Source organism: Actinotignum saccati (assembly GCF_051265055.1).
GTDB lineage: Bacteria > Actinomycetota > Actinomycetes > Actinomycetales > Actinomycetaceae > Actinotignum.
Genome location: NZ_JBOZCC010000010.1, coordinates 22309 through 35770, shown reverse-complemented (window position 1 = coordinate 35770; position 13462 = coordinate 22309). Strand labels below are relative to the sequence as shown.

Below are 13462 nucleotides of genomic sequence, written 5' to 3'. Positions count from 1 at the left end.
TCTGTGCGGATGATGCTCCAGGTCGAGAGCAACTTCCGTTATCGTATCGATTGTTCGCGGCCGGTTGCGTTCTTTTCGCTAAGAGGTTTTAAGCGACGACGCCGCTGCTTCCGAGCCACCAGCTTTATCGCGCGGCTATCGGAAATCCCGGGAGGGAAGGTTGATCCCGAGCGGGATAGCTTCGATTCCATCGGCGTGGAAAACAGCGGCTCCGCCATCGCGTTCGACCATCCCGCGGATCACCAGGGCGTTCGAGGTGCGCGCAATCTCCCGATAGCGTTCCCATAGCTGCGGGGTGATAAGGACGTTGAGCATCCCGGTTTCATCTTCAAGGTTGAGGAAGGTGATTCCTTTCGCGGTATGGGGCCGCTGGCGGTGGGTAACCAGTCCGGCCACTTTGCACCTGCTTTTTTCAGGATGGGTGGATGCCGCGGTAACCGTGAGAATTCCGCGCGCGGTGAGTGCTGGGCGAATGAATTGCGTCGGGTAGGAATCGGGAGAAATTCCGGTGGCGCGCAGGTCCGCATGGGCCTGTTCCACGGCGGTGAGTTCCGGGAGCTCGGGCACCGCACCGAAAGGTTCGGTTCCGGGGATCGCAGGTTGATATGTGGTTCCGTGTACTACCTCAGCATTGCTCACTGCTTGGGCAATCCAGACGCCTTCCCGCCGGCTCACCCCCAAACTGTCTGTAGCTCCGGCGCGGGAAAGAATCTCGATATCTGCTGTTTTTAGCCGGGCACGCTGCGCTAGGTCAGCGAGGTCGCGGAAGGGCGCGCGGGCGCGGGCCGTGAGGATTCGCTGTATGGCCGCATTCCCGAGGCCTTTGATACTGCTGAGCCCGAGCTGGAGGTAGCGGTGGCTATCCACGTGGATACGCGGGTGTTCCCGTTTCGGACGATCTTGCGTATCGGGTAGTTCTTCCACTCTGGCATGTTCGTGCGAACGCGTGACATCTGCCCGCCGCACCACGAGGTGATGCCGCCTCGCATCGGCAACGAGGGATTGCGGGGAGTAAAAGCCCATCGGTTGCGCATTGAGCAAACCCATATAGAACTCTTCCGGGTGGTGAACTTTCAGCCAAGCGGAAGCATAAACGAGGTAGGCGAAGGAAAAGGCGTGGGATTCGGGGAAACCGAATTCGGCGAAGGCCGCGAGTTTCTCATAGATCTCTGCGCGCACCTCCGGATCAGTTATCCCCTGTTTTTCCATGCCTTCCATGAGTTGACCGCGCAGGCGTTCCATGCGGGCAGCGGAGCGTTTCGAGCCCATGGCCTTGCGGAGCTGGTCGGCTTGTGCGGGTGTGAAGCCCGCGGCGTCAATGGCAATATGCATAAGTTGTTCTTGGAAAAGCGGCACCCCCAGGGTTTTTTCCAGCGCATTTTTCAGGAGCGGGTGCGGATAGGTCACTTTTTCTTTCCCCTGTTTGCGCCGCAGATAGGGATTGACGGATCCACCTTGAATGGGGCCGGGGCGAATAAGAGCCACCTCGATAACCAAATCGTAGAAGCATTCGGGTTTCAGGCGCGGCAGGGTGGCGATTTGCGCGCGGGATTCCACCTGGAACACTCCGACGGTATCGGCTGCTTGGAGGAGTGCGTAAACCTCTGGATCTTCCGAGGGTACATTATGCAAACCGAGGGGCTGGCCGTTGGGTGCGAGAATTCCGCGGCGAGTGAGTTCAGTGAAGCTGATACGCAAGGCGGTGAGCATTCCGAGCCCGAGAAGATCGAATTTCACGAGCCCGGCGGTCGCGCAATCGTCTTTATCCCATTGCAGTACTGTTCTTCCCGGTTTGGAGGCCCATCCCACCGGGCATACGTCAATAACCGGGCGGTCACAAAGCACCATTCCGGAGGCGTGGATTCCCAGATGCCGCGGGAGCTGCTGTATCCGGGTAGCCAGCGCGGCGACACGTTCGGGTAGCCCGGCGGGCTGGGGCTGGGCGCCGCCGCCCGGGCTGATACTTCGATGGTGGAATGCTGATGCCCATTGGTCAATATGGTCTTCCGGGTATCCGAAGGCCCGCGCCACATCTCTGATAGCAAAGCGGGGCCGATAGGAAATGACATTGGCGACCTGGGCAGCACAAGAACGCCCGTAGCGTTCGTACACATGCTGGATGACTTCTTCGCGGCGTGAGGATTCGATGTCGATGTCGATATCGGGTGGCCCCGAGCGCCCCGGGGATAAAAACCGTTCAAAAAGCATGGCGTGTTTCACGGCATCGACCGCGGTAATTCCCAGGGCGAAGCATACGGCGGAGTTCGCGGCCGATCCGCGCCCCTGACACCAAATATTGCGAGAGTGGCAAAAGGCCACTATTTCTTCCACGATGAGGAAATATCCGGGGAAACCCAGCTGGGTAATGACCTCGAGTTCGTGCTCGATCACTTCCCAGGCACGCGGGTAGTCCGCCGGTGTTCCGTAGCGTTCGCGGGCTTTGCGCAGCACCAGTTCCCTCAGCCAGGTGGCTTCGGTATAGCCTTCCGGTACCGGGAACGGGGGAAGATTCGGCTTGACGAGGGAGAGGTCAAAGGCGCATTCTTCGGCGATGCGGGCCGCGGCTTCCAGGTAGCGTTCGCGCCCGCGGTGCAGGATGCGCCAGTCGTGGCCGGAGCGCAAATGGGCTCCGGCGGCGGGAAGGTAGGGATCTATCTCATCGAGGGTGCAGCGAGCCCGGGTGGCAGCAAATATATCGGCAATCGGGCGGTCGGCGGGATGCGCGTAGTGGACGTTTCCGGTGACCGCCGCGCGAACTCCGGTTTCCCGGGCCAGTTCTTCGAGAAGATCGCATCGCTGTGCGTCAAGCGGCCCGGCGTGGGAGGTGAGTTCCACGACGACGTTATCTTTCCCGAAGGTGCTGATAAGGAGGTCGAGTTCTTGCCGGGCGGCGCGGCGGGCCTCACTGCCGCGCTGGGTGTCAAGAATGCGGCGAAGTGTGCTTTTGCGGCAACCGCCGGTGAGGACAAGAATATCGCCATTATTGCGGGCAAGCTGAGCCAGCGTATGGTGCGCGATTCCTTTTGTACCGCTGGCGAGCATGGCTGTTCCGATAGCTCGGGAGAGGTGCTGGTATCCGGCCGGGGTGCGGGCAAGGAACACAAGATGCCCACCTTCCGGATCCGGGCCTTCGCGCGGCTGGGTGCTATCCAGCGTTATTTCGGTGCCGGTGATGGTGGGGAGGCCGGTATCTCGCCCGGCTTGTGCGAGCTGCATAACACCGGGAAAACCATCGTGATCGGTGAGGGCTAGGGCTTCGATACGCAGATCCAGGCAGCCTTGCACGAGGTCTTCGGGCAGGCTGGCTCCGTCAAGAAAACTGAAAGCCGAGTGGGCATGCAGTTCCGCATACGGGACATAGGGAGAGCTAGTGATAAGAGTGGTCATGGCTAGATGTAGCTGGCAGCAAGGTACCAGCGCTCCTGTTCTCTATAGAGAAGTACCGCCCCGGTGGTGGTGACCGCTTGGATATAGGCGCGCCGGGTAGGGTGCGCCCACCAGCGCTGTTCACTCACCCAGGGACCGGCGTAGTCGACTACCGTGAGGGAGCCTTCCACGCCGAAAAGCGCGCGGAGCGATGCGGTAGGAGGACCGGCGCTGCCCGCAGGTGAGGCAGCATGGCCCGCGGGTGAGGCATCGTGCCTTGCGGGCAAAGCCGCGCCGGTGCGGGAAGCCGTGCGGATGGTAGCCGGAAAGGGCCGCTGGCACTCCCCTGGGCAGTGCAGTGCGGTGGTTGCGGCAATAGCAAGTGGCTGCCCGCAGGTACAGAGCACAGCCACCGGATAGGGGGTGCGCAGGAACTGTACCGGGGCGGGTTCGGGCAGCCGGCCCGGCCAGGGAAGCCCCGCCCGGGAGGTATCTACCGCCTGGCCCCAGGGGATTTCTTGTATATCTTCTTCGGGGAGGCGCCCACCCACCCGGCGGGGCACCCGCACGTATTCTTCACCGAGGAGGCTTTGGAGGCGGTGAGCCCCGCGCGCGGCTGCCGCATCGCTGGTGGTGCGCGCACCCCAGAGGGGCGCCGGATGATTGCCCGCGGGGGTAATATCCCGGGCGATCAGCTCTAGTTGGGTAATACCTCCGCGGGTTTCCGCTGGAGCTTCGCTGGCCTCACGCGGCTGTGCTATCCAGGCGGAGATTTGCCACCGCACCCGATCCACCACATCTTCTTGGGTGAGGAGTTCGAGGTGCCAGCTGCGTGTCATTACTTCTCCGGAGGCGACGCTCGCCCGAATATCCAGGCGGGCGGAGCCAGCCGCACCGGCACGCATTTTTGTTTCGAGTTGCCCGGCGAGATTACGCGCGGCAAAAGCCGCGTGTTCCGCGTGGCTCAGGGGCGGATCAAAGGTAGCTACCACGGATATATCACGGGTATCCGAGGTGGCTTCGTGTGCGGGTAGGGTGCGCGCTGTGGCCAGATCCCACAGGTATTGCCCGATATTCCCGAAACGCGTGACGAGGGAGCGCTGCCCCAGCCCGATAACATCCGCGATAGTGGTAATCCCCAAGTCATGAAGTAGTTCCACGCAATCGCGGAGCGCGGGGCGGGTTGCTGACGTTGCGGTAAGAAGGAAAAGCGAGATCGGTTGGCTGGCCAATACTTGTTCGGAAGCACCCGGAGCGATAATGCGCGAGGTGCGCGCCGCCCATAGGCTAGGAAGGGTTCCTTCCGCGATTCCAACCCGGGCCTCACACCCGGCGGCATCAACGATATCCCCCACAATGCTTTCGCATAGGCGTTCTTCTCCGCCTGCGGTGCGTGCCGGGCCCGCGGCTGAAAAGATAACCACTCCCGGTTCCAGCATCGAGAAACGCGCCACTCGATTGGAGATAGCGCGTAGCACCGGGTCGAAGAAACGTAGCTCACGCGCCCCATCCCGTTGAATAACGGTGCATTGCGGGACGAGAGATTGCAGCTGCCGGATGGGCATATCCACCCGGGCGCCTTTCTGCCAGGCCCAGATATTGAGGCTGGCCACCCGGTGATGCTCCACGACCGCGACGGGATTTTCTCTGCTCACAATCCCCGCCATCTCCGCCGCGATAATGGGCCAGTGAGGAACCCAGACTGTTGCCTGGCGCATTATTCCCCACGCCTCCCCCGCGCATCGGTAACCGGTACCAAACGAAGCTCGGTTCCAGGAGCCTGGTCACCCGGGATCCGGCGCTCGGGCACCGCGCGGCGCGAAGCGACACCGTGCATAGCCGGAGCGACCTCATTCAGAACCGGGGCAACCTCATTCAAAGCCGGAGCAGCTTCGCGTGCAGATGGCACCGCCCGCAGGCCCGCGGCCGGATGCCAGCCGGTAGCATCCCACGCAATCCGCAGGCGCGCGCCGCGCGCGGAACGGAGTTCCACGGTGATATGTGCGATATGCCCGCTTCCGCTGGCCGGGCCCGTCACCGATTCATAGCGCGCCTGCACCCGATCCCGCACCTGCCAATTTTCCGCAATAAGCAGAGTTTCCCGGTTACGTGCCCGCTGCGCGAGCCGGCGCTGCTCCCGCGTATCCAGGCGCAGCGCGCTTCCCACAATCACCACGTCAAAAAGATCAATAGCGGCCGAAAGCGCCGCCCCGCTCCGGGCCGGCGGGAGGTAGGGAATAGTAACAATCCGATTGAGATCACTACCTAAACCGGCGCAGGCTTCCCACCCCATATCAGGCATCCCCAGGTAGATGCACCACGCACCTTGCGCACTTACCAGGGAGGCCACCAAGGCCAGCGCAATGCGCGAACCGCTAACTCCGAGAGTCATCCCCGGGGCTAAGCCCCGCGGGAAAAGTTGAGAAATTTCCGGTGGGAGATCCCAGCTGCTCCCGCCCGACTGCGGTTGTACCTGCGGTTGCGAACCGGCTAATCCCACCGCGGATTCCGCACGGGCAAGCGCGGCCCGCGCGGCAGCTAATTTCTGCGCACCCATAGCACCCCCCACAACACATTAGAACGGATGTTCGATTTTACGGTATGGCTTTACTCTACCGAAGGGATACGACACAAAAATCGCGCGCGAAATTCTTGGGCGAGTACCCTGGATGGGTGCTTCATATTGTTTTCTTCGAGCCGCGCATTCCCGGCAATACCGGCGCGGCCATTCGCCTAGCGGCGTGCACCGGCGCCACTTTGCACCTGATTGAACCCCTCGGTTTCGATTTTTCTGATGCGCACCTCAAACGCGCCGGCTTGGACTACCACGACCTTGCCAACCTCGTTATTCACCCGAATTTTGAGGAATTTCTCACCAGCGCGCCCGATGCTCGCATCTTTGCTTTTACGGGGCATACCCAAAATAACTTCGCCGAAGTCTCCTACCAGCCCGACGACTATCTCCTTTTCGGGCCTGAACCAACCGGCTTGCCCGCGCGCGTCGTCGCCCACGAACGTATCACCGCGGCGGTGCGCATACCGATGCTCCCCCACCTGCGGTCTCTTAATCTTGCCAATGCGGCATCCATTGCCGTGTACGAAGCCTGGCGCCAGCTCAGATACCCCGGTGCCGCCCAATTTTCCTAAAACATTTCCGGGCACACCTCAACCCGCTGCCCGCGCGCACCTTAAGCGCGCGCCGCACGCGGCCCCCAAGCTAGCGGCTGCCCACATCCAGGCGATACCCCTCCCGCCGCGCTACAGCACCATAGGACTAGCTATAAACCTTCCTCACGAAGCGCCTGATCGTAGAGGCGCTCGGCTTCGCCGAGGAGTTCCCCGGCGGACATCTCCAGCGCCCGCGCCAATTGGAGCAGCGTGCGTAGCTGCGGATTCGACGGCTTTCCGGTTTTATGATCGGAACGCCCACTTTCTAGCGATTGCAACGTGGTGCGGTTGAGATTGGCGCGCAAAGCGAGATCTTCTTGCGACATTCCCAGGCTTTCACGCCGGTCACGTACTGTTTTCGCCAAGCGCCACGCGACGAGCGAATCAATTTGGGAACTGTCCTGCACCCTTCCACTTTCGTCGTGCGTAGCACCTTCTTTCCACCGGGTATACCCGGCATTAACAGTAATTATTTTCTCAAGGGCCTGCTCTACCTGCCGTTTTGTTGCGCTCGGCTTCCCTCAGTTCTGAGTTTCTTTTAGCTCCGCGCTCCTTTAGTTTCGCGACAATCCCGCGACAATCCCGAGGCACTATCACCGCAGTCCCGCTTCACTTCCGCTCCACTCCCGCTTCACTTTCACCTTAGTCGCGGGTGCGCAGCGCCCAGCAGGCCACCGCGCTCGCCGCAGCCACATTGAGGGAATCCACGTGCCCGGCCATGGGAATAATGACCCGGGTATCCGCACTCGCGACGGTGCGCGCGCTCAGACCGTCCCCTTCCGTTCCGAGAATAAGTGCGACCCGCAAATCCGGGGCGAGCACATCAGCGCGATTCGCGAAATCGTCCAGAGTTTCGGCGTCGTCCTCTAACGCTAAAGCGGCCGTGAGGAAACCGAGACCGTGCAATTTTTCGATACTGCGCGGCCACTCGTGGATCCGCGTCCACGGCACCTGAAACACGGTCCCCATGGATACCCGCACCGAGCGGCGATACAGCGGATCGGCGCACGTATCGGTCACCAGCACCGCATCGACCCCGAGCCCCGCGCAGGAACGGAAAATAGCACCCACATTTGTGTGGTCCACCAGTCCTTCTAGAACGACGACGCGCCGCGCGCCGCGCCCCTCGCGTGCCTCCGCTAGCAGCGTTGCCACATCGGCCAATTCCGGGCGGTGCATCGCGGCCAGGGCGCCCCGATGGACTTTGAAACCGGTTACTGCCTGGAGCATCTCATCGGTACCCACGTAGATGGGCACTGCCGCTCCGTCCACTTCCCAGCCGCAGCGCTCCAAGCAGGCTTGCAAATCCGGGAGCCAGCGCGGGGAGGTGAGGAAGGAACGCGGCTGGTGGCCGGCCTGCAAAGCCCGCTCAATAACTTTCGTTGATTCGGCCATATACACTCCGCGCTCGGGTTCGAGTAAGCGGCGCAGGTGCACATCGGTGAGCCGGAAATAATCATCAAGTTCGGGAGCGGCAACGTTATCGAGGTAAATCAACACATAGCAAGCGTGCCACCACGCCGGTATCGGATACAAATGGCCGGGGCCGCCCCGCGCGTTGTGCGCAGTGGGCGGCCCCGGTCAATTATCGATATCAAGCTCCGCGACTCCGCACGCCGGTAAGCTTGTTTTTTCGCTTAGTTCTTCGGGATCTGGTTGGGATCGGAAACGGAACCGCGCGCATCATCAACAGCGCGATTGGCTTCCCCGCGTGCATCGGCCAGCGCCGAATCAATATCGGGGAGGGTGGTTTCCTTGAGAACATCAGCCACATCGGCCGCGTTCTCAAAATCGACCCCGGTGGGCCCGGATGGGCTGGGTTCGTCTCCCCCGCCGCTGCGGCCCCCACCGAAGCCCTTCTGCACCGCATCGAGCGCGGCGGTGAGCTCGGTAGGAACAATCCACAGCTTCGAGGACTGCGAATTGGCGATCTGCGGCAGCGTCTTAATGTATTCGTAGGAGAGCAGCTTCGGATCGGCATTGCCCTTATGGATCGCGTCGAAGACCTGAAGAATAGCGCGGGATTCACCCTGCGCCTTGAGGACGGTGGCCTGAGCTTGACCTTCGGCCTTGAGAATAGCCGATTGCTTTTCACCTTCAGCGGTCAAAATCTGAGACTGCTTAATACCTTCCGCGGTGAGAATCGCGGCGCGGCGGTCACGTTCGGCCTTCATCTGCTGTTCCATCGCGCCCTGAACGGTAGCCGGCGGATCAATCGCCTTGAGTTCCACGCGGGAAACGCGAATACCCCAACGCCCGGTGGCATCGTCCAGCACGCTGCGGAGCTGGTCGTTAATACGGTCACGGCCAGTCAGGGCCTGTTCCATATCCATGGTGCCGATGATATTACGCAAGGTGGTGACGGCCAGCTGCTCAATACCGGTCATCGGGTCGGCAATTTCGTAGGTTGCGGAATACGCGTTCGTCACCTGGTAGTAGATAACCGTGTCAATGGAGACGTTGATGTTATCGGAGGTAATAACCGGCTGGGGCGGGAAAGGCACCACTTGTTCACGCATATCGATGCGCTGGCGTACCGCGTCGAAGAACGGCACCAGGAAGTGCAGCCCCGGTTGCAGCACGGAGTGGTAGCGGCCCAGCCGTTCCACAACCACCTGGTAGCCTTGCTGCACCTTGATGACGGAACGGAACACCGCCACCACCACAAGGAGAAGGAGTAAGAGGAGGAGCACGCCAATAACCGTGCTCGCGTTGATATCAGCATCCATGATTTTTCCTTTGTGCCGCTAGGCGGCCTCGGTGACTTTTCGGTGGTACGTGAAGCAGATAAAACTTATGATTCCGGGGTCACGATTGCGGTGGCACCGTCAATTGCTTGCACAAGTACGACGCCGCCCTCCGGGATGCGCCCCGCAGCGGTGCGGGCACTCCATTCATCTCCGCCAATTTTCACGCGCCCGCCACGCTCGGTAATCTCCGTAAGTGCGTAAGCACGCCGGCCCACCTGCGCCTCCACATTGCCGACGGCGGCGCCGCGCGGGTTGATGTGGCGGCGCGCCCAGGGACGGGCGAAAAACAAGAGGATAAGAGCGAAAATTCCGTAGGCGATGATCTGGATCCACAGGACATCTGTTCCCAGGGCCACTCCCGCGGTGGCCAGGGCAGCTAGCCCCAGCATAAGGAAAGTGAAATCGAGGGTAAACATCTCAACAATTGCGAGTGCTAACCCGGCGATGACCCAAATTTGCCACGTCATTGTTCTCCCTTTCCTGAGAGTTCCACCCAGCCGGTTCTTCGGCTCCGGGCCTCTTCGTCCTCTGGTGCCATGCTACCGGACACCCTGCGCCTCGGATATACCGAGCGGAAAATCTACTGAGCGCGGAATAACGGATATTCTGCCCGCGAAATAGCCCGGGCTACAGATATACCGCGCCCCAGATTCCCCTAGCGGGCAGCGCGCGCGGTATACCGACCCGCGTTTTCTTCCACCCGGAGCGGATAATCAAATGCCTCCGAGAGCTGCGTGGAAGTCAGAACTTCCGCTAGCGGCCCGGCCGCCACCACACTGCCCGCTTTGAGGAGCAGCATATGGGTAAAGCCGACCGGGATTTCCTCCACGTGGTGGGTAACCAGCAGCATGGCCGGGGCGTACGCTGCTCCGGCCAGCCGCGAGAGGGTGGCCAGCAGGCGTTCGCGCCCACCCAGATCCAGGCCCGAGGTGGGTTCATCCAGAATAAGGACTTCCGGATTGGGCATGAGGGCCCGCGCGATCCCTAAGCGTTTACGTTCCCCGGACGAAAGGTGCGCAACTTTACGATCCTCGAGGTCCCGTAAACCGAGCCTGCGCAACATGGCGCGGGCACGGGCGTCATCTGCGGCGTCGTACTCCTCATTCCAGGCGGCCAGATGCCCGTAGGCGGCGGTGCGCACCGCTTGGAAAACGGTTTCACCCCCGGGGATGCGGGCATCAATCCCGGCCGAGGTTACCCCCACGGCGCTGCGCAGCTCCCGCACATCCACCGTGCCGAGGCGTTCGCCCATGAGCTCCACGCTTCCCGAACTGGGGAAGAGCCGCGCGGCGGCCACCTGTATGAGCGTGGTTTTCCCGGCGCCGTTGGGCCCGAAAATCACCCAGCGTTCCCCGGAATTAACATCCCAGGATACCGAGCGGAGGATTTCCGTAGCCCCGCGGCGCAGCGTTACATCTTTCAAAGACAGCACGTCACCCATGGTTCTAGAATAGCGTGCCGCTACGACATAACCGGTTAGCGCCGCGGATAGTTATCCACGAGTTCGCGGTAGAACTCCATGGTTTTTTCGCCGATAGCTTCCCAGGAGAAATGGTCCTCCACCCGGCGGCGGCCAGCCAGGCCCATCTGCGCGGCCCGCTCCTGATCGGAGCACACCTCGTTGAGAGCCGCGGCCAGATCTGCCTCGAATTGCTCGGGGTTGAGCGGGGTGCCGGTGCCGTCCTGAGCCTGTTCGATAGGAACAAGCAGCCCGGTGGTTCCGTGCACGATGCAATCGGGAATTCCCCCGGTTTCGGTGCCGACCACCGGAAGCCCCACCGCCATCGCCTCCAGGTTAACAATGCCGAGCGGCTCATAAATGGAGGGGGTAACAAAAGTGGTGCAGCACGATTCCAGGGCGACAATACGATCCTGGCTGAGCATATCGTCAATCCAGACCACGCCTTCACGTTCGGCCTGCAGCTTCGCCACGAGAGCCTTTGTTTCCTCCAAGATTTCAGGGGTATCGGGAGCCCCGGCGCACAGCACCACCTGGACGCCCTTATCAACCTGGCGCAGCGCGCGCAGCAGCCCCGGCACGCCCTTCTGGCGGGTAATACGCCCAACGAACATAATAGTGGGCCGATCCGGATCCAGGCCGTAGCTGGCGAAATACCGGCGGGCATCTTCTTTTTCCGCGCTGGTTTCCGGAGCTTTCCAGGTATTCAAATCGATACCGTTATGAATCACCCGCACCCGCTCGGGTGCAATATTCGGGTAGCAGCGCAAAATATCCGAGCGCATCGCGTGCGATACCGCCACGATTCCGGCCGCGGATTCGTAGGCAGTTTTTTCCACCCAGGAGCTCAGCTGGTAGCCACCCCCGAGCTGTTCACGTTTCCACGGGCGCAGCGGTTCCAGGGAATGCGCGGAAATCACATGCGGAATACCGTAAAGAATCGAAGCGATATGCCCGGCGAAATTCGCGTACCAGGTGTGGGAGTGCACCAGATCCGCACCTTCCACATCCGTGACCATATTGAGATCAACACCCATGGTGCGCACGGCCGCGTTCGCGCCCTCAAGTTCCTTGAGGTAGTCATAGCCCTCCAGCGCTACACCCGCGGGAACGTCTTTGTTCTCAGAAGGAGCGCGCGGACCATCAAAGGCACGTACGTGAATATCAGCATGCTGGGCGAGCACACGGGAAAGCTCGGTCACGTGAACTCCCGCCCCTCCGTACACATGCGGGGGGTATTCGCGAGTAAGTAAATCAATGCGCATGGTTGCCTCCGGCTTCTTCGCCGCCGTCCGCTTCCCCACGAAGCGGATCATGCGAGCGTACTACTTCAAGGGTAACCCACCACCCCCGGAAACACAGCCGCGGGCCCCATTTATCCACAGCGTGGACCGGCACACGACTTGTCCACGTTCCTTCTGGAAGCGGGTGTTCAACTTCACGTTTTACGGTACGCTGTAGTCATGAGGAGAGATTTACGCGTTCTGGCCATCGTCCTTGCGGGAGGCGAAGGCAAGCGTTTAATGCCGCTCACTGAAGATCGAGCGAAACCCGCGGTTCCTTTCGGGGGCATTTACCGGCTGATTGACTTTGCGCTGAGTAACATCGTGAATTCTGGATATCTCCAGATCATCGTGCTTACCCAGTACAAGTCGCATTCGCTGGACCGCCATATTACGAGAACCTGGCGTATGTCCAACCTCTTGGGCAATTATGTGGCCCCGGTTCCCGCCCAGCAGCGGCGCGGCAAGGGGTGGTTCTCCGGAAGTGCGGATGCCATTTACCAGTCCATGAACGTCATCGATGATGAACGGCCCGATGTTGTGCTCGTAACCGGAGCAGACAATATCTACCGCATGGACTTCTCCCAGATGATGGACCAGCATGTGGAATCCGGTTTCGACCTGACCATCGCCGGTATTCGCCAGCCGCTGGAACTGGCCCCTTCCTTCGGTGTTATTGATGTGGATGCGGAAAACCACCAGAAGGTTTCCCGCTTCCTGGAAAAGCCGCAGGATACCTCCGGTTTGGGCCTGGAAGAAGCCCCGGATCAGTTCCTGGCCTCCATGGGCAATTACATTTTCAACACTGATGCGCTGGTTGAGGCCCTCCAGAATGATGCTGCGGATCCCAGTTCCGCCCATGATATGGGTGGCAGCATTGTTCCGCGATTCGTGGAAGCCGGTAATTGCGGCGTCTACGATTTCACCTATAACCGCATCCCCGGTGAAGGTGAACGGGATAAGGACTACTGGCGTGACGTGGGTACCATTGATGCCTACTACGCGGCGAATATGGATCTTATTTCCGTTACTCCGGATTTCAACCTGTACAACGAGCGCTGGCCGATCCTGACCGGCTACACCGGGTTGCCGCCCGCAAAATTCGTGTACGGGCATCACGAACGCCTCGGGCACGCCCTGGATTCCATTGTTTCCCCCGGTGTTATCGTCTCCGGTGGCGAAGTGATCGGATCGGTGCTCTCCCCCGGGGTGCGGGTGAATTCCTGGTCCTCGGTGCGTGAATCGGTGCTGCTGGACGGCGTGAACGTGGGCCGCAATGCCACCGTTATTCGTGCCATCGTGGATAAGAATGTCCAGATCGAAGAAGGTGCGCAGCTGGGTGTCAATCACGATTATGACCGCGAACGCGGTTTCTACGTCTCGGAAGGCGGCGTGGTCGTGGTTCCCAAGAATGCGGTGGTGCGCCGCTAAGCGGT

General features: G+C 60.8%; 11 protein-coding genes. 2 read left to right on the top strand and 9 right to left on the bottom strand.

The annotated features are described in order from the left end of the window. Nucleotides 1-135 precede the first annotated feature (135 nt). The 3 genes from ACRQEC_RS08075 to ACRQEC_RS08065 are packed head-to-tail and all read right to left on the bottom strand — an operon-like array spanning nt 136 to nt 5758. Nucleotides 136-3387, bottom strand: a complete 3252-nt coding sequence (locus ACRQEC_RS08075; protein WP_087070748.1) for an error-prone DNA polymerase — start codon at nt 3385-3387, stop codon at nt 136-138. A gap of 2 nt (nt 3388-3389) precedes the next feature. After that, nucleotides 3390-5084: a Y-family DNA polymerase gene (locus ACRQEC_RS08070; RefSeq protein ID WP_087070747.1), complete on the bottom strand. Its 1695-nt coding sequence runs from the start codon at nt 5082-5084 to the stop codon at nt 3390-3392. Next, nucleotides 5084-5758 carry a DnaE2-dependent mutagenesis accessory factor ImuA' gene (locus ACRQEC_RS08065; protein ID WP_143231880.1) on the bottom strand — a complete coding sequence of 225 codons (675 nt, stop codon included), beginning with the start codon at nt 5756-5758 and terminating at the stop codon, nt 5084-5086. The genes ACRQEC_RS08070 and ACRQEC_RS08065 overlap by 1 nt, the downstream gene beginning before the upstream one ends. 281 nt (nt 5759-6039) lie before the next feature. On the opposite strand from ACRQEC_RS08065, the gene ACRQEC_RS08060 reads away from it, so the two are divergent. After that, nucleotides 6040-6513, top strand: coding sequence for a tRNA (cytidine(34)-2'-O)-methyltransferase (locus tag ACRQEC_RS08060; protein WP_087070745.1), 474 nt, complete (start codon nt 6040-6042; stop codon nt 6511-6513). 131 nt (nt 6514-6644) lie between these two features. Here ACRQEC_RS08060 and ACRQEC_RS08055 read toward each other — a convergent pair whose 3' ends face one another. From ACRQEC_RS08055 to glgA, 6 genes are all read right to left on the bottom strand, one after another. Continuing rightward, on the bottom strand, nt 6645-6941 hold the full coding sequence (locus tag ACRQEC_RS08055) for a helix-turn-helix transcriptional regulator (RefSeq protein ID WP_051278575.1): 297 nt from the start codon (nt 6939-6941) through the stop codon (nt 6645-6647). A gap of 235 nt (nt 6942-7176) precedes the next feature. Next, nucleotides 7177-8034: a TrmH family RNA methyltransferase gene (locus ACRQEC_RS08050; protein WP_087070744.1), complete on the bottom strand. Its 858-nt coding sequence runs from the start codon at nt 8032-8034 to the stop codon at nt 7177-7179. A 137-nt stretch (nt 8035-8171) separates the two neighbouring features. Further along, nucleotides 8172-9263: an SPFH domain-containing protein gene (locus ACRQEC_RS08045; RefSeq protein ID WP_087070743.1), complete on the bottom strand. Its 1092-nt coding sequence runs from the start codon at nt 9261-9263 to the stop codon at nt 8172-8174. A gap of 65 nt (nt 9264-9328) precedes the next feature. After that, on the bottom strand, nt 9329-9751 hold the full coding sequence (locus ACRQEC_RS08040; RefSeq protein ID WP_087070742.1) for an NfeD family protein: 423 nt from the start codon (nt 9749-9751) through the stop codon (nt 9329-9331). A 188-nt stretch (nt 9752-9939) separates the two neighbouring features. Continuing rightward, nucleotides 9940-10725, bottom strand: coding sequence for an ABC transporter ATP-binding protein (locus ACRQEC_RS08035; RefSeq protein WP_087070741.1), 786 nt, complete (start codon nt 10723-10725; stop codon nt 9940-9942). Between the two features lie 35 nt (nt 10726-10760). After that, the gene (gene glgA, locus ACRQEC_RS08030; RefSeq protein WP_087071193.1) at nt 10761-12008 is read right to left on the bottom strand and encodes a glycogen synthase; all 1248 of its coding nucleotides are present in this window, start codon (nt 12006-12008) and stop codon (nt 10761-10763) included. 198 nt (nt 12009-12206) lie between these two features. On the opposite strand from glgA, the gene glgC reads away from it, so the two are divergent. Beyond that, nucleotides 12207-13457: a glucose-1-phosphate adenylyltransferase gene (glgC, locus tag ACRQEC_RS08025; RefSeq protein ID WP_035277237.1), complete on the top strand. Its 1251-nt coding sequence runs from the start codon at nt 12207-12209 to the stop codon at nt 13455-13457. Nucleotides 13458-13462 lie beyond the last annotated feature (5 nt).

Bases quoted from the DNA above. Each gene is read 5' to 3' on its own strand.
- ACRQEC_RS08075 (WP_087070748.1), bottom strand. From the start codon at position 3,387: ATGACCACTCTTATCACTAGCTCTCCCTATGTCCCGTATGCGGAACTG.
- ACRQEC_RS08070 (WP_087070747.1), bottom strand. From the start codon at position 5,084: ATGCGCCAGGCAACAGTCTGGGTTCCTCACTGGCCCATTATCGCGGCG.
- ACRQEC_RS08065 (WP_143231880.1), bottom strand. From the start codon at position 5,758: ATGACTCTCGGAGTTAGCGGTTCGCGCATTGCGCTGGCCTTGGTGGCC.
- ACRQEC_RS08045 (WP_087070743.1), bottom strand. From the start codon at position 9,263: ATGGATGCTGATATCAACGCGAGCACGGTTATTGGCGTGCTCCTCCTC.
- ACRQEC_RS08040 (WP_087070742.1), bottom strand. From the start codon at position 9,751: ATGACGTGGCAAATTTGGGTCATCGCCGGGTTAGCACTCGCAATTGTT.
- ACRQEC_RS08035 (WP_087070741.1), bottom strand. From the start codon at position 10,725: ATGGGTGACGTGCTGTCTTTGAAAGATGTAACGCTGCGCCGCGGGGCT.
- glgA (WP_087071193.1), bottom strand. From the start codon at position 12,008: ATGCGCATTGATTTACTTACTCGCGAATACCCCCCGCATGTGTACGGA.
- glgC (WP_035277237.1), top strand. From the start codon at position 12,207: ATGAGGAGAGATTTACGCGTTCTGGCCATCGTCCTTGCGGGAGGCGAA.